General features: G+C 64.7%; 18 protein-coding genes. 9 read left to right on the top strand and 9 right to left on the bottom strand.

The features are described 5' to 3' along the window. Window positions 1–56: 56 nt before the first annotated feature. The 6 genes from U4Y90_RS11025 to U4Y90_RS11000 all read right to left on the bottom strand — a co-directional run bounded on the left by U4Y90_RS11025 (window position 57) and on the right by U4Y90_RS11000 (window position 8351). Window positions 57–1601, bottom strand: coding sequence for a 2-isopropylmalate synthase (locus tag U4Y90_RS11025; protein WP_321794584.1), 1545 nt, complete (start codon window positions 1599–1601; stop codon window positions 57–59). Between the two features lie 345 nt (window positions 1602–1946). Then, window positions 1947–2606 carry a C40 family peptidase gene (locus U4Y90_RS11020; protein ID WP_321794583.1) on the bottom strand — a complete coding sequence of 220 codons (660 nt, stop codon included), beginning with the start codon at window positions 2604–2606 and terminating at the stop codon, window positions 1947–1949. Between the two features lie 147 nt (window positions 2607–2753). Continuing rightward, window positions 2754–4352 (bottom strand): dipeptide ABC transporter ATP-binding protein, encoded by a 1599-nt coding sequence (locus tag U4Y90_RS11015; protein WP_321794582.1) that lies wholly within the window; start codon window positions 4350–4352, stop codon window positions 2754–2756. Then, window positions 4349–5470, bottom strand: a complete 1122-nt coding sequence (locus U4Y90_RS11010) for an ABC transporter permease (protein ID WP_321794581.1) — start codon at window positions 5468–5470, stop codon at window positions 4349–4351. Before U4Y90_RS11010 ends, U4Y90_RS11015 begins: the two co-directional genes overlap by 4 nt. Before the next feature lies 1 nt (window position 5471). After that, entirely contained in the window at window positions 5472–6512 is a 1041-nt protein-coding gene (locus tag U4Y90_RS11005) for a microcin C ABC transporter permease YejB (protein ID WP_321794580.1), read from the bottom strand. A gap of 12 nt (window positions 6513–6524) precedes the next feature. After that, window positions 6525–8351 carry an extracellular solute-binding protein gene (locus U4Y90_RS11000; protein ID WP_321794600.1) on the bottom strand — a complete coding sequence of 609 codons (1827 nt, stop codon included), beginning with the start codon at window positions 8349–8351 and terminating at the stop codon, window positions 6525–6527. A gap of 293 nt (window positions 8352–8644) precedes the next feature. On the opposite strand from U4Y90_RS11000, the gene fabI reads away from it, so the two are divergent. Further along, the gene (gene fabI, locus U4Y90_RS10995) at window positions 8645–9442 is read left to right on the top strand and encodes an enoyl-ACP reductase FabI (RefSeq protein ID WP_321794579.1); all 798 of its coding nucleotides are present in this window, start codon (window positions 8645–8647) and stop codon (window positions 9440–9442) included. A gap of 86 nt (window positions 9443–9528) precedes the next feature. Here the strand turns inward: fabI and U4Y90_RS10990 are convergent, their stop codons facing one another. The 3 genes from U4Y90_RS10990 to U4Y90_RS10980 all read right to left on the bottom strand — a co-directional run bounded on the left by U4Y90_RS10990 (window position 9529) and on the right by U4Y90_RS10980 (window position 12031). Next, complete coding sequence (locus tag U4Y90_RS10990; protein ID WP_321794578.1) at window positions 9529–9915, bottom strand: hypothetical protein; 387 nt, start codon at window positions 9913–9915, stop codon at window positions 9529–9531. A 265-nt stretch (window positions 9916–10180) separates the two neighbouring features. Beyond that, complete coding sequence (locus tag U4Y90_RS10985) at window positions 10181–10531, bottom strand: hypothetical protein (protein ID WP_321794577.1); 351 nt, start codon at window positions 10529–10531, stop codon at window positions 10181–10183. A gap of 186 nt (window positions 10532–10717) precedes the next feature. After that, entirely contained in the window at window positions 10718–12031 is a 1314-nt protein-coding gene (locus U4Y90_RS10980) for an MFS transporter (RefSeq protein WP_321794599.1), read from the bottom strand. Window positions 12032–12175: 144 nt separating this feature from the next. Here U4Y90_RS10980 and U4Y90_RS10975 point away from each other — a divergent pair, with 144 nt between their 5' ends. From U4Y90_RS10975 to mdcH, 8 genes are read left to right on the top strand one after another with little or no spacing between them, the layout of a single operon-like run. After that, window positions 12176–12949 carry a GntR family transcriptional regulator gene (locus tag U4Y90_RS10975; protein ID WP_321794576.1) on the top strand — a complete coding sequence of 258 codons (774 nt, stop codon included), beginning with the start codon at window positions 12176–12178 and terminating at the stop codon, window positions 12947–12949. Beyond that, window positions 12946–14622: a malonate decarboxylase subunit alpha gene (mdcA, locus tag U4Y90_RS10970; RefSeq protein ID WP_321794575.1), complete on the top strand. Its 1677-nt coding sequence runs from the start codon at window positions 12946–12948 to the stop codon at window positions 14620–14622. Before U4Y90_RS10975 ends, mdcA begins: the two co-directional genes overlap by 4 nt. A 5-nt stretch (window positions 14623–14627) precedes the next feature. After that, window positions 14628–15506, top strand: coding sequence for a triphosphoribosyl-dephospho-CoA synthase (locus U4Y90_RS10965; protein ID WP_415749324.1), 879 nt, complete (start codon window positions 14628–14630; stop codon window positions 15504–15506). Window positions 15507–15529: 23 nt separating this feature from the next. Next, entirely contained in the window at window positions 15530–15832 is a 303-nt protein-coding gene (locus U4Y90_RS10960) for a malonate decarboxylase subunit delta (protein ID WP_321794574.1), read from the top strand. Beyond that, the gene (locus U4Y90_RS10955) at window positions 15829–16671 is read left to right on the top strand and encodes a biotin-independent malonate decarboxylase subunit beta (RefSeq protein WP_321794573.1); all 843 of its coding nucleotides are present in this window, start codon (window positions 15829–15831) and stop codon (window positions 16669–16671) included. The genes U4Y90_RS10960 and U4Y90_RS10955 overlap by 4 nt, the downstream gene beginning before the upstream one ends. Next, window positions 16668–17483: a biotin-independent malonate decarboxylase subunit gamma gene (gene mdcE, locus U4Y90_RS10950; protein WP_321794572.1), complete on the top strand. Its 816-nt coding sequence runs from the start codon at window positions 16668–16670 to the stop codon at window positions 17481–17483. Before U4Y90_RS10955 ends, mdcE begins: the two co-directional genes overlap by 4 nt. Next, window positions 17483–18112, top strand: coding sequence for a malonate decarboxylase holo-ACP synthase (locus U4Y90_RS10945; protein WP_321794571.1), 630 nt, complete (start codon window positions 17483–17485; stop codon window positions 18110–18112). Before mdcE ends, U4Y90_RS10945 begins: the two co-directional genes overlap by 1 nt. Next, complete coding sequence (gene mdcH / locus U4Y90_RS10940) at window positions 18109–19044, top strand: malonate decarboxylase subunit epsilon (RefSeq protein WP_321794570.1); 936 nt, start codon at window positions 18109–18111, stop codon at window positions 19042–19044. Before U4Y90_RS10945 ends, mdcH begins: the two co-directional genes overlap by 4 nt. Window positions 19045–19207 lie beyond the last annotated feature (163 nt).

The raw sequence follows: 19207 nt of genomic DNA, 5'->3' as shown, positions 1-19207 counted from the left end.
ACAAAAAAGCCCTCTCACGAGGGCTTTTGCATGTCAGGCGAAACCGCGCCGAAGAATCAAAGCTGCGGATTGAGCTTTTCGACCTTCGAATGCAGCTTGTTCAACGCCGCGATATACGCCTTCGCCGACGCCGCGACGATATCCGGATCCGTGCCCACGCCGTTCACGATGCGCCCGCTCTTCGACAGACGCACCGTGACTTCGCCCTGGGCCTGCGTACCGGTCGTGATCGCGTTGACCGAATACAGCACGAGTTCCGCACCGCTTCCCACCTTCGATTCGATCGCGTGCAGCGTCGCGTCGACAGGCCCGTTGCCGCCCGCCTCGCCCGTGACTTCGGTGCCTTCCACCGCGAAAACGACCTTCGCTTGCGGCTGTTCGCCGGTTTCCGAATGCTGCTTCATCGACATGAAGCGGAAGTGCTCCTTCGCCTGCGCCTCGGCGGATTCCTCGGAGACGATCTGCATGATGTCTTCATCGAAGATTTCGGCCTTGCGGTCGGCGAGGTCCTTGAAGCGCGCGAACGCCGCGTTCACGTCGGCCTCGGATTCGAGTTGCACGCCGAGTTCTTCGAGACGCTGCTTGAACGCGTTACGGCCGGACAGCTTGCCGAGCACGATCTTGTTGGCCGACCAGCCCACGTCTTCCGCGCGCATGATCTCGTAGGTGTCGCGCGCCTTCAGCACGCCGTCCTGGTGGATGCCCGACGCGTGCGCGAACGCGTTCGCACCGACCACCGCCTTGTTCGGCTGCACGACGAAGCCGGTGATCTGCGAAACGAGCTTGGAGGTGGGCACGATCTGCGTCGTGTCGATGCCCAGATCGAGGCCGAAGTAATCCTTGCGCGTCTTCACCGACATCACGATTTCTTCGAGCGACGTATTGCCCGCGCGTTCGCCCAGACCGTTGATCGTGCATTCGACCTGCCGCGCGCCGCCGATCTGCACGCCCGCGAGCGAATTGGCGACGGCCATGCCGAGATCGTCGTGACAGTGCACCGACCAGATCGCCTTGTCGGAATTCGGCACGCGTTCGCGCAGCGTCTTGACCAGGTGGCCGTAGAGTTCCGGCACGCCGTAGCCGACCGTATCCGCGATATTGATGGTGCGCGCGCCTTCGTCGATCACTGCTTCGAGCACGCGGCAAAGATAGTCGATGTCCGAGCGGCTGCCGTCTTCCGGCGAGAATTCGACGTCATCGGTGAACTTGCGCGCGAAGCGCACCGCGAGGCGCGCCTGATCGTAGACCTGGTCCGGCGTCATGCGCAGCTTCTTTTCCATGTGCAGCGCCGACGTCGCAATGAACGTGTGGATACGGAACTGGCCGGCGGGCTTCAACGCATCGGCGGCGCGCTGGATGTCCTTGTCGTTCGCGCGGGCGAGCGAGCAGACCGTGCTGTCCTTCACGAGCGACGCAATGGTGTTGATCGCGTCGAAATCGCCGTTCGAGCTGGCGGCGAAACCCGCCTCGATCACGTCGACCTTCATGCGCTCCAGTTGCTTCGCGATGCGGATCTTCTCTTCCTTCGTCATCGACGCGCCGGGGGACTGCTCGCCATCGCGCAAGGTCGTGTCGAAGATGATCAACTTGTCTGCTGCCATGTTGGGCTCCTGTGGGGAGATTTATCGATTGTTGGAGATATCGAGATGAAACTCAAAAGGGAATTCGGGTGTTCGCGCCACCGCTGGCGTCGAAAACCTGAAAAGGACGAGCAGACGGGAGGCGAGACGAATTAGCGCGGTAGGCGCGCTAGCAGCGATAGTGCGCGTAGCGGCGCACCAGCCGGGAACAACGAGAAGGGGAACGGGAAAAAGTTCATTCAAAAACTATAACGGCTTTTAGAGGCGCGTGCAATGAGGCTTTCCGATTGCCGCGCCTGCATAGCGCGAAAACAAAAAAGCCTGCATCCGATAAGGAAGCAGGCTTTTCCCGATGGCGACAGTCGATCAGTAACCGCCGATCGATGCGCTCACGCGCTGGCGCAGGTCCGAGCCATCGCCGACCTGGGCGTTCTCGATGCGGCGCGCGCCCTGAAAGCGCTTTTCCCAGTAACCGTCTTCCATGTCGTCGACGCGGATCGTGCTGCCGGTAGACGGCGAATGGACGAACTTGTTGTCGCCGATGTAGATGCCGACGTGCGAGAACGAGCGGCGCATTGTGTTGAAGAACACGAGATCGCCCGGCTTGAGATCGGCGACGGTCACTTTCTCGCCTACGCGACTCATTTCTTCGGCACGGCGCGGCAAGGTCATGCCGAGTGTGTCCTGGAAGACGTAGCGCACGAAGCCGCTGCAGTCGAGACCGGAATCCGGGGTGTTGCCGCCCCAGCGATAACGCACGCCGATCATGTTGAGCGCGCCGACGACGACGTCGCCGGCCTTGCTCGCCACGCCCGACAGGAACGACTTCGCGCCGCCCGGACTGCTGGCGGCGTCTGCGCTTGTTGCATCGCTGGATTTGCTGGAGGAGAAAATGCCGTTGGCGGCATTTTGGCTGCTACTGCTGACTTCATCGGCGAACGCGCCGGAAGTTGTTGTCATCAGAAGGCCGATTAACATGCCCGCGGCGGCGCGCGCGCATGTCTGAGTCATCGTTAGTGGCTGCATCGGTCGGTAGGTTTTACAATTAAAGGCTGCTAAATCAGGGAGATACGTGAAAGTTTGAAGGGATACTAGCCATAAAGTATTTAACTGTCAAAAGAAATAGAAAAATACAATTGAGTTGGGCACCCAATTGGTGAAAAAGAAAGATTTTTAGGAATCCAGGGCTGCTCTCAAAAGCTTTCTTGTGTATTCGTCGGAAGGGTTCGCAAAAATCTTCTCTACCTCGCCCGACTCCACGACAAAACCATTTCGCATCACCGCGACGCGATGCGCCATTGCGCCGATGACCTGCAGGTCGTGGCTAATGAAAACGTAACCGAGATTGTGCTTCTTCTGAATGTCGGCCAAGAGCGCAAGTACTTGAGTTTGAATGGAAACATCGAGTGCGCTGGTCGGTTCGTCGAGGATCAGGATGCTCGGTTCGAGCACAAGCGCGCGTGCGATCGCGATGCGCTGCCGCTGTCCGCCGGAAAATTCGTGCGGATAGCGGTCCAGCGCCGCGCGCTCCATGCCGACTTCGCGCAGAACCGCGATCACCTTCGCGCGCCGGGCGCTTGCATCGAGCTCGGGGCGATGCAGCGCGAGCCCTTCCCCGACAATCCGCTCCACCGTTTGGCGCGGCGACAGCGAACTGAACGGATCCTGAAACACCACTTGCAGATTCGAGCGCAGCACGGTTTTTTCGCGTCCGCGAAAATCGCCGATGGCGCGCCCCTGAAACTGCACCATGCCGGTCGAGATGCGCTGCAGGCCGAGCAGCGCCATCGCGAGCGTGGACTTCCCGGACCCCGATTCACCGACGATGCCGAGCGTCTCGCCCTGCCGCACGGTCAGCGTCACGTCGTCGACGGCCTTGAAGCGGCCGCGCCGGAACCAGCCGGCGAAACCCGGCAGTCGCGTCGGGTAATCGACGGACACGTCCTTCGCGTCGAGCAGCACCGGCGCGATGGGCAACACCGGCAGCACGGCGCGCTTCGGCTTGCTCTCTATCAGCCGCTTCGTGTACGGATGCTGTGGCGACGTGAAAATCGCCTCGACCGTGCCGCTTTCGACGAGCACGCCCTGCTCCATCACCGCGACGCGCTCGGCGAAGCGCCGCACGAGATTCAGGTCGTGCGTGATGAGCAGCACGGCCATGCCGCGCTTCTGCGCCTCGTCGCGCTGAAGCTCCAGCAGCAACTCGACGATCTGCGCGCGGATCGTCACGTCGAGCGCCGTGGTGGGTTCGTCGGCGAGCAGAAGACGCGGCCGGCACGCGAGCGCCATCGCGATCATCGCGCGTTGACGCTGACCGCCAGAGAGCTGATGCGGATAACTGTCCACGCGCCGTTCCGGCTCGGTGATGCCGGTGCGCGCGAGCAGCGCGATGGCGCGCTTTCTCGCCTCGCGAGGGCTCAGGCCGTCGTGCAGCTGGATCGTCTCGCCGATCTGGTCGCCGACCGTGTAGAGTGGATTGAGCGCGGTCATCGGCTCCTGGAAGATCATCGCGATGTCGGAGCCGCGCAGACCGCGCATCGCGTGCTCGCTCTTCGACAGCAGTTCCTCGCCGCCGAAGCGGATCGATCCGGTCACTTCGGCATCGCGCACGAGGCGCAGGACCGACAGCGCCGTCACGCTCTTGCCCGAGCCCGACTCGCCGACGAGCGCCACACGCTCGCCCGCGCGGATAGCGAGATTCACGCCGTCGACCGCGAACGTGTCGCCGAAGCGCACCCGCAGGTCTTCGATCGAAAGCAAAGGCTCGCTCACTGGCCCCCCCCCGCCTTCACCGCGTCCGCGATGCGCGTATCGAGCGCATTACGCAACGCATCGCCCATGAAGGTGAGCAAGAGCAGCGTCGCGACGAGCACGCCGAAGGTCGACAGCGAGATCCACCAGGCATCGAGATTGGCCTTGCCCTGCGCGAGCAGTTCGCCGAGCGAGGGCGTCGGCGACGGCACGCCCAGCCCGAGAAAATCGAGGCTCGTCAGCGCGAGAATCGCCCCGCTCATGCGAAACGGCAGAAACGTGATGACCGGCGTCAGGCTGTTGGGCAGCACGTGCCGACAGATGATCTGCCAGTTCGACAGGCCCATCGCGCGCGCGGCGCGGACGTAGTCCTGCGTGCGATTGCGCAGAAATTCGGCGCGCACGTAGTCCGACAGCCCGATCCATCCGAACAGCGACAGCAGGATGATCAAGAGAATCAGGCTCGGCTCGAATATCGACGCGAAGATGATGAGCAGATAGAGCTCCGGCAACGCGCTCCATATCTCGATCAGACGTTGCCCGGTGATATCGATCCTGCCGCCGAAATATCCCTGCACCGCGCCCGCGACGACGCCGAGCATCGTCCCGATCGCCGTCAGCACGAGCGCGAACAGCACCGACACGCGAAAGCCGTAGACGAGCCGCGCGAACACGTCGCGGCCGCGATCGTCGGTGCCGAGCCAGTTCTCGCGCGAAGGCGGCGCCGGGTTCGAGCCCTTCGAGAAATAGTTGAGCGTGTCGTAGTAGTAGTGATTCGGCGGATAGATCGCGAAGTTGCCGGGCACGCTGAACCGGTCGCGCACGAACGGATCGAGATAATCGGCGGGCGTCGGGAAATCGCCGCCGAAGGTCGTCTCGGCATAGGTCTTCACGAGCGGAAAATAGAAATGCCCTTGATAGCGCACGACGAGCGGCTTGTCGTTCGACCACAGCGGTCCCGCGAGACTGATGACGAACGCCGCGATGAACACGATGAGGCTCCAGTAGCCCAGCCGGTTGCGCTTGAAGCGCTGCCATACGCGCCGCCCGGGCGGCACCGATGCCTCGCCGCGCAGCGGTTGCGCATCGCTGGCGCTGGCGTCGCGCCGTGACGATCGGGGTGAAGCGGCTCGATTCAAATCAGCGCTCCAGTTGTTCGAATTGAATGCGTGGATCGACCCAGACGTAGCAGAGGTCCGAGATGAGCTTGGTCGCAAGGCCGATCAGCGTGAAGAGATACAACGTGCCGAGCACGACTGGATAATCGCGCCGCACGACGGATTCGTACGAGAGCAGCCCGAGCCCGTCGAGCGAGAACAGCGTCTCGATCAGCAGACTGCCCGTAAAGAACGCGCCGATGAACGCCGCCGGAAAACCGACGATCAGCGGCAGGAGCGCGTTGCGGAACACGTGCTTCCATAGCACGCGCCGCTCGCTCAGGCCCTTGGCGCGCGCGGTCAGCACGTATTGCTTGCGGATCTCGTCGAGAAACGCGTTCTTCGTGAGCATCGTGATGATGGCGAAGCTGCCGACCACCGACGCCACCACGGGCAACGTGATGTGCCACAGATAATCGAGAATCTTGCCGCCGGGCGAAAGCGTGGCCCAGTTGTCGGACGTGAGATTGCGCAGCGGAAACAGTTGCCAGAACGTTCCGCCGCCGAAGAGCACGAGCAACAGCACGCCCAGCACGAAGCCCGGAATCGCGAAACCGACAAGCACGACGAGACTCGTCGCGACATCGAATTTCGAGCCGTTCCTGACCGCCTTCGCGATGCCGAGCGGCACCGATATCAAATAAGTGATGAAGAAGGTCCACAAACCGATGCTGATCGACACCGGCAACTTCGACACGATCAGCGACCACACGCTCTGATGCCTGAAGTAGCTTTCGCCGAGATCGAAGCGCGCGAACTTGCCGAGCATCAGGAAATAGCGTTGCAGCGGCGGTTTGTCGAAACCGTAGAGCTTCTTGAGCTGCTCGACCTGTTGCGCATCGACGCCCGTATGCGTGCGCAGGCCGAAGCCGCCGCCGCCTTCCGACTGGCCGCGCCGCAGATCGTGCACGGCCTGCTCGACGGGGCCGCCCGGCACGAACTGGATCACGACGAACGTGAGCGTCAACACGCCGATGAGCGTCGGGATCATCAAGAGAATGCGTTTAAGGATGTAGCTCCACATGGCGCGTCCTCGTCACTTCGCGGCGTGCGCGGGCTTCGCCCACCACGTCGATATCACCCATTCCTCGGCGCCGTAGTACAGCGGCAATGTCGACGGATAAGCGAGCGTATTGCGATACGCCACCCGATGCGTCGCCGAGTACCAGTGCGGCACCACATAGTAGCCGTTCATCAGCACGCGATCGAGCGCGTGCGTCGCGTCGACGAGCTGCTCGCGCGTCTGAGCGGAGATCACCTTCTGCAGGATCGCGTCGACGGCCGGCGACTTCACGCCCGCGAGATTGTCCGAGCCCTGCTCGTCGGCGGACTTGCTGCCGAAGCGCGAAACCTGCTCGGTGCCCGGCACCTGCACGTCCGGCATGCGCACGCTCGTCATGTCGAAGTCGAACGCATCGAGACGCTTCTGGATCAGCGCGTAATCGACGGTGCGAAAGTTCATCGTGATGCCGAGCTTCTGCAGGTTGCGCCCGAACGCGGCCGCGACCGGCTCCATCGATGCGCCGCCGCCGGTGTCGTCGAGGATCTCGAAGACGAAGGGCTCGCCCTTCGCGTTGCGCAGCGCGCCGTCGCGATAGGTCCAGCCCGCTTCCGCGAGCAACTGGCGCGCCTTGATGAGATTGGCGCGCAGCGAGCCGGGCGGATCGGTGTCCGGCTGACGCGGCATCTCGCCGAACACGGACGGATCGAGCTGGCCCTTCAGCGGATTCAATATCGCCAGTTCGCCTTCGTTCGGCGTGCCCTTCGCTTGCAGGTCCGTGTTGACGAAGAAGCTGTCGATACGCTTGTACTGATTGAAGAACAATTGCCGGTTGAGCCACTCGAAATCGAGCGCGAGATCGAGCGCCTGACGTACGCGCACGTCCTTGAAAAGCGGCTTGCGCGTGTTCATGAAGAAGCCCTGCATGCCCGTGCCGTTGTGCTGCGGGAATTCGCGCTTGATGAGCTCGCCGCTGTCGAAGCGCTTGCCGATGTCGCGCCGCACCCAGCTTCGCGCGACGTACTCGACGAGCACGTCGTACTCACCCGCCTTGAACGCTTCGAGACGCGCGGTGGGATCGCCGTAGAGCTTGTAGTCGATATGCGCGAAATTGAACAGGCCGACGCGCACCGGCAGCGCCGCGCCCCAGTAATCGGGATTGCGCCTGTACGAGATCGTGCGCCCGTTGTCGTATCGTTCGATCAGATACGGCCCGCTGCCGATGGGCTTCTGGAATGCGATCTGATCGAACCGGATGCGCGTGCCGTCCGGCTTCATGCCCCACTTGCGCGAGAACACCGGAATGCCGCCCGCGAGCAGCGGCATCTCGCGCGTCGCGATCTTGAACTCGAAGCGGATCGTGAGCGGATCGACGATCACCGCACGCGCGATCTGACCGAAGTAGACCGAAAACTGCGGCGCGGCCTGCGGACTCTTGAGCGTCTCGAACGAAAACTTCACGTCTTCCGCCGTGACCGGATCGCCGTTGGAAAAGCGCGCCTTCGGATTGATGTGGAAGGTCGTCGACATGCCGTCGGGCGCGACCGAGATATCGTCGGCCAGCAGGCCATAAGCTGTCGACACTTCGTCGGAGCTGCCCGCCGTCAGGCTCTCGAACATCAGCGAAAGGCCGGGCGCGGGATTGCCGCGTAGTGTGAACGGATTGAATTTGTCGAAGCTCGTGAGCCGGTTCGGGTTTGCGAGCACGAGCGTGCCGTCGCGCGGCGCGTCGGGATTCACGTAGTCGAAGTGCTTGAATCCGGCCGGATACTTCGGCTCGCCGTATTGCGCGATCGCATGCACCGCGTGAGCCGGACTCGCGAACCCCGCGATCGATCCGCTGAACGCAAGCGCGATGAACATGCGTGAGGCGCCGGATGAGCGGATCGTCGTGCGAGTCGTCATGTGCCTCTTGGCGCGATGTGAAGGTGTGACGCGATTGAGTGACCCGGGCAGACGCCCGAAGCGAACGCCGCGAGAATCCTCGGCGGGGCATTGCGATGTGAGAGAATTCTACCCAAAATCACGCACCGTTCGGCCCGGCATCCAGGCGCATGCATGCGGGCCGATCGCGCGACGCACGCTACGCGCGGCATCCGCTATTTTTGTTCATCTCGGCGCCCGCGCGCGACACTGACATCAAAGAAGGAGCATTCATGGGCTTTCTCGCTGGAAAACGAATTCTGCTGACGGGCCTGCTGTCGAACCGCTCGATCGCTTACGGCATCGCCGAGGCTTGCAAGCGCGAAGGCGCGGAACTGGCGTTCACGTATGTCGGCGAACGCTTCAAGGAGCGCATCACCGAGTTCGCGACCGAGTTCGGCAGCGACATGGTCTATCCCTGCGACGTCGCCGACGATGCGCAAATCAACGCGCTCTTCACGTCGCTGAAAGAACGCTGGGACTCGCTCGACGGCCTCGTGCATTCCATCGGCTTCGCGCCGCGCGAAGCCATCGCGGGCGACTTCCTCGACGGCATGACGCGCGAGAACTTCCGCGTCGCGCACGACATTTCCGCGTACAGCTTCCCGGCGCTCGCCAAGGCCGCGCTGCCGATGCTGAAAGACGGCTCGTCGCTGCTTACGCTCTCCTATCTCGGCGCCGAACGCGCCCTGCCCAACTACAACACGATGGGACTCGCGAAGGCATCGCTCGAAGCGAGCGTGCGTTACATGGCGGCGTCGTCCTCGCTCGGCGGCAAGGGCGTGCGCGTCAACGCCATTTCGGCCGGCCCGATCAAGACACTCGCGGCAAGCGGCATCAAGGGTTTCGGCAAGATCCTGAACTTCGTCGAAGAAAACGCGCCGCTCAAGCGCAACGTGACGATCGAGCAAGTGGGCAACGTCGCGGCGTTCCTGCTGTCGGATCTGTCGGGCGGCGTGAGCGCGGAAGTCGTCCACGTCGATGCCGGGTTCCATGCGGTCGTCGGCGGAATGGGCGGCGAAGCGGAATAACCGCTCGCTCCCTGCATCAAAAAAGAAGCGCCGCTCACTTTTCGTGAGCGGCGCTTTTTCTTTTGCGAGGCTCGCGCGCCCAGCCCTCAACGATGGCCGTGCGGACCGCCATGTCCATTGCCGTGTCCATTGCCATGCCCCGGCGGCGGACCGTGCGGACGCGGCGGAGGCGGTGGCGGACGATGCCCGTGATAGCGATTCCAGTCGTAGCGGCTCCAGTAGCGGCGTCCGTCCCAGTATCGATTGCCGTGCCAGCCGATGACGACCGGCGGCGCATACATCGGCGCGGGCTGATAGACGACGGGCGGCGGCGGAGGCGCATACACCGGCGTAGGCGCGACATACACCGGCGCCGGAATGCCGATATTCACGCCGACGTGAACGTCCGCCGCTCGCGCGACGATGCTCGTCGCGCCCAGCGCCGCGATCGCCAGCACGCCCGCGGCCATTCGTCCGGAAAAGTTCTTTTTCATATGCACCCGACCTCGCCTTTCTGCTTGTTCGCTTCCGACGCAATATAACGGAAAGCTTTCAGTGCAATATTTCAGTTTTGTAAGTTGTTGCGCGACCTGGCCTTACGTCAGGAGAAAGCTTACCTTTTGTTACATTGCGTCCAGGTGGGAACTTCCCGGCGGTGTTGTTTTATCGGCAAATCCGCCCTTTGCTGCTCGAGCGGCAATGAAAAGGCCACCCTGAAACGGGTGGCCTTCGATAGCGGCCAACGCAGACGCCAGGCGATCAGCGCCAGCCGTTGTGACGGCCGTTGTCGTGTCCATCATGCCCGTGGCCGTGGTCATGACCGTAATGGCGGTAGTAATCGTCGTGGTTCCAGTAGCGACGGCCATCCCAGTAACGGTCGCCATGCCAGCCGATCACGATGGCCGGTTGCGCATAGACCGCCGGCGGAGGCGGCGCGTACACGACGGGCGGCGGAGGCGGCGCATACACCGGCGCAGGCGCGACATACACAGGCGCGGGCACCCCGATGTTGACGCCCACGGACACTCCCGCATTCGCCGCGCCGGACAACATCAGACCGCCGACCATCACGGCGCCAGCCAGCACGGAAGCCTTCGATACCTTGTTCATGTGAAGCCCCACCTCGATGGGTTGTTTGTTGTGTTGACGGGACTATATCGGACGGATGCCGTGCCAAGTGTTCGACTTCGTAACCTGCTATTACCGAGAGAAAACTTACAAAAAGTAAGCTTTGGCGCATGAAAAACGGCGGCCTTCCTCTTGAGAAGGCCGCCGTCCGCAAGAGGCGCTGCGCCGTCAGTTCGGCAACTCCTGCCCCTTGGTTTCCGGTGCGAGCGGAATCACCGCGAGGCCGATGAGAAACGCAATCGCGGTGATCGCGATCGGCGCGCCGAGCGTCTTCATGTTGAGCACCATCGCGCCGATGCCGAAGTTCACGATCGCGCCGAAGAAGCGGCCCACTGAGGTGCAGAACGCGAAGGCCGTCGCACGCACGCGGGTTTCGAACTGCTCGGGCAGCCACAACGAGAAGAGCGCGAAGTTGCCGCCGAAAAAGCCCAGCACGACGAGCAGCGCGATGAACGGCAGGAGCCCGTTCGGCAGATAGAACGCCCAGCCGAAGGCGAGCGCGATCGACGCCGCCATGCCGACGAAATACACCGCGAGCGTCTTTCTGCGACCGATCTTCTCGGCCATCGGCGGCAGCGCGAGACAGCCGACGATCGTGCCGATGGAAAGCAGCCCGGTCGCGATCGACGCCATGCGCGCCGCCTCGGCCTTGCTCATGCCGGCCTTGGTCGCGAGCTGAATCACCGCGGACGGCTCGTACACCGCGCCCGCCCACAGACCGATGATCGCCACCGTCAGCAGCACGGCCGCGACGGTCGTGCGCTTGCGATATTGCGCATTGAAGATCGCCTTGAGCGAGCTTTCGTGTTTGACATGCGGATGAGCGGACTCGGCGCGCTCCCACTTGTCGGTTTCCTTCACGCGCAACAGCACCAGGATCGACACGACGACCGGGAACAGGCCGACGAGGAACATCGCGCGCCAGCCGAACGCCGCGCCGATCGTATAGTTCAGCGCCGCGGCGAGAAAGAAGCCCGCGTAATAGCCGGTCTGCAGATAGCCCGCGCCCATTTTGCGACGATCCTCGGGCCACGCTTCCGCGACATACGTTCCCGCCAGCGCCCATTCGCCGCCGATACCCACGCCCGCGAAGAAACGATAGATGCCGAGCTCCCACACGTTGTGCGCGGTCGCCGCGAGGCCCGTGAAGATCGCGAACGTGAAGATGGTCGCCGCGAGCACCTTGGTGCGTCCGAAACGGTCGGCGAGCGGCCCCCAGATGAACGACAACCCCCATCCCACCAGAAACAGCGCGAAGAGAATCGAGCCTGCCAGCCCGATATTCGCCGGCGTCGCTTCGTAGCCGGAGCGCGGCAGCAACTCGGTGAGCGCGGGTGCCAGCACGAGCGCATAGATGAACGAATCCATGCCGTCGAGTGTCCAGCCGGCCCATGCGCCCCAGAAGCCGGTGATCTGCGACCGGTTGAGCGGCGTCTTCGTGGCGCGCGTGGCGCCTATCTGTCGATCCAGCGTTGTCGGCATGGCCATGTCTCTCCAAAGGAATTAACGACGCGCCGTGAATGGTGTTTGTTATGGCGTCTAGGGAAAGCACCGGGGGTTCCGTGTGCGTTTTTATATATAATATTTGAACATCGACACACGACAAGTCCGCACTTTCACCTAGCCATGCCGACAGATCTCTCCGCCGGATCGCAGCCTCCGGCTTCATTTCGCGACGCGCAGTTCGAACCGCGCCAGAGCACGTCGCGCTTCATCGCGGATGCGCTGCGCGCCGCGATCGTAGAAGGTTCGCTGCTGCCGGGCGAGCCGCTGCGCCAGGACGCGATCGCGCGGCAGTTTTCCGTCAGCGCGATTCCGGTGCGCGAGGCGTTTCGCCAGCTCGAAAGCGAGGGCTGGGTGACGATCGAGCCGAATCGCGGCGCGGCCGTCAGCCTGCAATCGGCCGACGAGGCGCGCGAGATCTACGAGATTCGCGCGTCGCTGGAAAGTCTCGCGATCGGCATCGCGATCGGGCATCACACGCCCGATACCCTCGCCGTCGCGAAGCACCTGCTCGAAGCCGCGGAAAGCGAGCCCGATCCCGCGCTCTACGTGGTGCGCAACGAGCAGTTCCATATGTCGCTCTACGCGCCCGCGGACCGCCCGCGCCTGATGGAGCTGATCGGCCAGATGCACCGGCGCGGCGAGCGCTATCTGCGCCTGAAGCTGGGACTGCCGATCCATAAGGACGCGTCCGATGCCGAGCATCGCGCGATCTTCGATGCGCTCGTCGCGCGCGATATCGAGCAGGCGCAGACGCTCGTCGCGCGCCATCTGCTCGCGACGGGCGAACTCATCCACCGCTTTCTCGCCGATGCGCAGGCGCTCGCACAATCGAGCCACGTCAAGAAGAAGCGCCGCGCATCTTCCCGAACGACCACTCCGAAGGCCGACCGATGAACTCATCCACCTCCGCCGACGCGCTCTCGTCAACCCGCAACTGGAACACGCGCGCGCAGGAAAAAGCGCGGCGTCTGAAACTGATCGAGCCGTGGATGAGCGGCCCGGTGCTCGATGCCGCGCGCATCGTCGATGCATTGAGCGCGCTCATCGTCGCCGGCGACCGTGTCGCGCTCGAAGGCAACAACCAGAAGCAGGCCGACTTCCTCTCGCGCGCGTTCGCGAAGCTCGATCCTGCGCGCGTGCACGACATCCATCTGCTCATCTCGAGCATCAGCCGGCCCGAGCATCTCGCGCTCTTCGAGCAGGGCATCGCGCACAAGGTGGACTTCGCGTTCGCGGGACCGCAGAGCCTGCGCGTCGCGCAATTGCTCGAAGACGGCCTGCTGGAGATCGGCGCGATCTATACGTACATCGAACTGTATGCGCGCATGTTCATCGATCTGACGCCGCAAGTCGCGCTAGTGTGCGCGGTGCAGGCCGACCGGCACGGCAATCTGTACACCGGCGCAAACACCGAGGACACGCCGACGATCGTTGAAGCCACCGCGTTCCGGCACGGCATCGTGGTCGCGCAAGTGAACGAGATCGTCGATGAACTGCCGCGCGTCGATATTCCCGGCTCGTGGGTCGATGTCGTCGTGGAGGCGGATCGCCCGTTCGCGGTCGAGCCGCTCTTCACGCGCGATCCGCGCCACATCGGCGAATTGCAGATCCTGATGGCGATGATGACGATCCGCGGCATCTACGAGCGCTACGGCGTCACCACGCTCAATCACGGCATCGGCTTCGATACCGCCGCGATCGAACTGCTGCTGCCGACGTACGGCGAATCGCTCGGCCTGAAGGGCAGGATCTGCACGAACTGGGCGCTCAATCCGCACCCGACGCTCATTCCCGCGATCGAATCGGGCTGGGTGCAGAGCGTGCATTGCTTCGGCAGCGAAGTCGGCATGGAGGACTACATCGCGGCGCGCTCCGACGTCTTCTTCACCGGCCGCGACGGCAGCCTGCGCTCGAATCGCGTGTTCTGCCAGCTTGCGGGGCAATACGGCGTCGATCTCTTCATCGGCTCGACCTTGCAGATGGACGCCGACGCGAACTCGTCGACGGTCACGCTCGGACGGCTCGCGGGCTTCGGCGGCGCGCCGAACATGGGGCACGATCCGCACGGCCGCCGTCATTCGAGCGAAGCGTGGCTCAAGCTGCTGAAGGACGACGGCCCGAATCCGAAGATCGCGCGCGGCCGCAAGCTCGTCGTGCAGACGGCCGAGACGTACAAGAAAGGCGGCGAGCCGACCATCGTCGATGCGCTCGACGCGATCGCCGTCGGCGAAAAGAGCGGCATGCCGATCGCGCCCGTGATGATCTACGGCGACGACGTCACGCACGTCGTGACGGAAGAAGGCATCGCGTATCTGCATGCGGCCGAAGGCGTCGACGAGCGGCGCGCCGCGCTCGCGGCGGTCGCGGGCGTGACGCCGATCGGCATGCGCGCCGATCCGTCGAAGACCGCCGAGCTGAGAAGGCGCGGGATCGTCGCGTATCCGGAAGACCTGGGCGTGCGACGCGGCGAAGCGAAGCGTTCGTTGCTCGCGGCGCGCAGCATCGACGATCTCGTCGCGTGGTCGGGCGGACTCTATGCGCCGCCGGCGCGCTTCAGAAGCTGGTGATCGCGATGACGAGCATGACAGCGGCCCAGCCCCTCTTGCGGCGCGGCATCGAAGCATGCGTCCCATCGCCGTCGATGATCGCCGCCCACGCCGTCGATGCGCTGATCGCCGAGGCGCGCCTCACGCCGAAGCCCGCGCTCGTCGATGAGCGCGGCAGCGGCGCGCATCGCGATCTCGATCTGGACACGATGCTGCGTTCCGCGCATGCATTGCATCCGACCTTTCTCGCGATTGCGCGCGCGGCGTCACATGCCGCGCCATCGCAAGTCTTGCGCGAGCAGCTGGCGCGCATCGGCCGCGAAGGCGAAGCCGCGATGATGCGCGCGACCGACGGCAGCAATGCCCATCGCGGCGCGATCTGGATCGTCGGTCTGCTGTGCGCGGGCGCGGCGATGCATGCGCCCGACGAGACCGAAGCGATCTGCATCTCCGCGGCGAAAATCGCGCGTTTCGAAGATCGCTATGCGCCGGCGGCATCGTCGGCAAGCCACGGCGCGCGCGTCGCCGAACGCTATCGCGTATCGGGCGCGCGCGGCGAAGCGCGCGATGGATTTCCGCATGCGCGGCGGGTCGGACTGATCGCGCTCGACGGCGCGCGCATGCGCGGTCTCACCGAATCCGACGCGCGCCTCGATGCGCTCATCGCGATCATCGCGTCGCTGGACGACACATGCCTCTTGCATCGCGGCGGACTGGACGCGCTCCACGCGGCCCGACGCGGCGCGAAGCAGGTGATGAATCGCGGCGGCGCGGGCACGCAGGAAGGACGCGCCGCGCTGATGCGACTCGACGCCGAATTGCTGGCGCTGAACGCATCGCCCGGCGGCGCCGCCGATCTGCTCGCGGCGACTCTCTTTCTCGACAGTCTCAGGCGCCTTGTTTAAGGCCCATCGAAGAGGAACGAACGATGGAAAACATGCGATACGAATATCCCGCCAAACGGACCGTCACGCGCCGCGCGCACGTGGGCGTGGTCGGCTCGGGCGATCTCGAAGTGCTGCTCTCGCCATCGACGGGCGCGAATGCGGAAGTGGTCATCCGCACGAGCGTCGATGGTTACGGTCACGTATGGAAGAGCGTGCTCGACCGCTTCTTCCAGCGCTACGACGGCGCGGCGAAATTCGAGCTGAACGATTTCGGCGCGACGCCCGGCGTCGTCATGCTCCGCCTCAACGAAGCCGTCGAGGCGAGCGAAGGAGACACGCCATGAACGCACACGACACGTTCCTCGCGCGGCACAGCTTCATCGAACTGACGGCACGCGAGCGCGCGCAGGCGCTGCTCGATCGCGGCACATTCCGCGAACTGCTCGGCCCGTTCGATCGCATCGAATCGCCGTGGCTCGCGATGCAGAACATCGTTTGCCAGTCAGACGACGGCGCGGTCATCGCGCGCGGCACGCTCGGCGGCGAGCCCGCGGTGATCGCGGCCATCGAGCCGGCGTTCCAGGGCGGCAGCATCGGCGAAGTATCGGGCGCGAAGATCGCGGCGGCGCTCGAACTCGCGCTGGGCGAATTCGAAGCCGGACGCGCAATCCGTCCCGTCGTCCTGTTCGAAACCGGCGGCGTGCGTCTGCAGGAAGCGAATCTCGGTCTCGCCGTCATCGCGGAGATTCAGGCGGCGATCGTCGCGCTGCGGCGGCATGTGCCCGTGGTCGGCGTGATCGGCGGAATGGTCGGCTGCTTCGGCGGCATGTCGCTCGCCGCCGCGCTCTGCAGCGAGCTCGTGATGACGCGTCAGGCGCGCCTCGGCATGAACGGGCCGGAAGTGATCGAGCAGGAAGCGGGCATCGAAGAACTCGATTCGGGCGACCGCCGTCTCATCTGGTCGATGATCGGCGGCGAGGAGCGCGTCGCGGTGGGTCTCGCGGACACGCTCGTCGAAGACGATACCGACCAGGTCCGCGACGCGGTGCTCGCCGCGTTCGAGCGCGGCGTGCCGGCGCGGCATCGCAGCGAGAATGTGGACGGCTTCATCGCGAGGCTCGCGGACGTGAACCCCGACGCCATCGATCCCGACACACTGCGCAAACTGTGGGGCACATCATGACCGACATACTCTCCCGTGGCGCGCGCTGGCTCGACGCGCTGACTTCGAATGCCGCGCCGGCCGACAGCGGTCCGATCCGCGCCCGCGACGGTCAGATCGGCGGCGAGCGCGCCAGCTTCTTCGCCGTCGTTCCCGATCCGCAGAACCGCTTTCCCCGCGCGACGGACAACGTCGTCGGACTCGAGCAAGGCTGGCTGCTCGCGCGCGCCGTGCGCCGTGCGACCGACGCCGATCGCGACGCCGATGTGAAGCGGCCGATCATCGCCGTGGTCGACGTGAAGAGTCAGGCATACGGACGTCGCGAGGAACTGCTCGGCATTCATCTCGCCTGCGCCGCGGCCGTCGACGCCTATGCGAGCGCGCGACTCGCGGGTCATCCGGTGATCGCGCTGATCGTCGGGCCGGCGATGTCGGGTGCGTATCTCGCGCACGGCTATCAGGCGAACCGCATCGTCGCGCTCGATGCGCCCGGCACCGCCGTGCACGCAATGGGCAAGGAAGCCGCCGCGCGCGTCACGCGTCGCAGCGTCGAGAGTCTCGACGCGCTCGGCGACACGGTCTTGCCGATGTCGTACAAGATGAGCACGTATGCGAAGCTCGGCTTGCTGCACGAACTGATCGACGGAGTCGACGCCGACGCGCCCTCTTCCGCCGACATCGAGCGCGTGAAGGCGTCGCTCGCGGCGGCGGTGAAGGATGCGCGCAACGGTCCACGCGATCTGTCGAACCGTCTCGCCTCCGCCGATGCGCAACGCACGCGCGCCGCGTCGATCGAAGTGCGCAGGCGCATGCGCGAGCAGTGGAGCGCGTGATGCAGCGCGCGCCGCGTCCGCACGATCTGCTGCGCGTCGCGCCCGACGCGCCGCCTCTGGCCGATGCGCCCGCATGGGTCGCCGCGTCGATCGCGCGCGCGCCGTTCGTCGTCGTGCGGCGCGCGCCTCGCATCGGCGATGCGATCGCGGTCGGCGTGCGCGGCATGACGCGGGCCGAACGCTTCGGCACCTGGCTCGAACCGCGCCGGATCAGCGCGATGCTCACGCCCGAAGATCTGTGCGCGCGCGAGCCCGATGCCGCGCGCCGCGACCTGCCCGCTTTCGCGTTGCTGCGCGCGGTCAGAGCGATCATCGACGGATGCGGCCTCGACTGGGGGCCGGCCGGCAGCGCGGGATTCGAACTGGCGAGCGCGATGCCGACGATCACGCGCGACAGCGACCTCGATATCGTCGTGCGCGCGCCGACGCCGTTGCCGCGCGAAACCGCATCGTCGCTCTTCGACGCGCTTTCTCGCGCCGCGCAACAGGAAGGCGCGCACATCGACGTGCAGATCGAAACGCCCGACGCTGCCTTCTCGCTCGCCGAATTCGCGCGCGCCAGTCTCCGTGTGATGCTGCGGCACACTGACGGCCCGCGTCTCGTCGCCGATCCGTGGGCGGCCGCATGATCGCGTATCTCTTTCCCGGACAGGGCGCGCAAACGCCGGGCTTCCTGCACCGGCTCGGCGGCGGCGAGCCGCATCCGGCGATCGTCCGCACACTCGGCGAAGCGTCCGATCTGCTCGGAGCAAACGTCCTCGAACTCGATGGCGCCGATGCGCTGAAATCGACCGTCGCGGTGCAACTCACGCTCGTCGTCGCGGGCGTAGCCGCGGCGCGCGCGCTCGCCGATTCGGGCATCGAGCCGCAAGCCGTCGCGGGCCTGTCGGTGGGCGCGTATGGCGCGGCGGTCGTATGCGGCGCGCTCGCCTTCGACGATGCGCTCGAGCTCGTGCGCCTGCGCGCCGAACTGATGGAAGAAGCCTGGCCGCGCGGCTACGGCATGCTCGCCGTGCTCGGGCTCAACGAAAGCGAGATCGCCCGCGCGATTGCCGACAGCGGCGCCGATGCCTATATCGGCAATCTGAACGCGCCGCGTCAGATCGTCATATCGGGCAGCGATGCCGCGCTCGCGAAGGTTCGCGACATCGTGCTGTCGCGCGGCGCCCGCCGTGCCGAGCGGCTGTGCGTGAGCGTGCCGTCGCACTGCGTGCTGCTGCAAAGCGCCGCCGAACGACTGATCGACGCGGCGGCCAACGTGCGGATCGAGACGCCGCGCATCGCCTATGTCGGCAATCGCGGCGCGCGCGTGCTGCGCCGTGCCGACGCCATCCGCGAAGACCTCGCCACCAATCTGCGCTATCCGGTGCGCTGGCACGATTCGACCATCGCGCTCTCCGAGCTCGGTGCGAAGGTGTTCGTCGAGATGCCGCCGGGACAGACGCTCACTCCGCTTGCGGCCGAAGCCTTGCCGGATGCCGCGTCGATCGCGATGGACGCATCGCCGGTCGCCTCCGTGGCGGCTCGCGTGCGCTCCGCATGCCGCCGCGCGCAGGATTGATTCGCTTCGCGCGCGCGACTGATGCACGTTTCGCGCTGGCGTTTCCATCGCTTTTGCCGACAAAATCGGAATTTTCGGCTAGCTTACAAGTCGACTGTCATTAGCATTTCGCTGCGCCCGCGCATTTTCGCGCGGCGACAACCATAACGACATTCGAAAGGCA

The organism is Caballeronia sp. J97, assembly GCF_905220305.1.
Classification (GTDB): Bacteria; Pseudomonadota; Gammaproteobacteria; order Burkholderiales; family Burkholderiaceae; genus Caballeronia.
The sequence above is the reverse complement of the archived record's forward strand: the minus strand, read 5'-3'. Positions and strand labels throughout refer to the sequence as shown.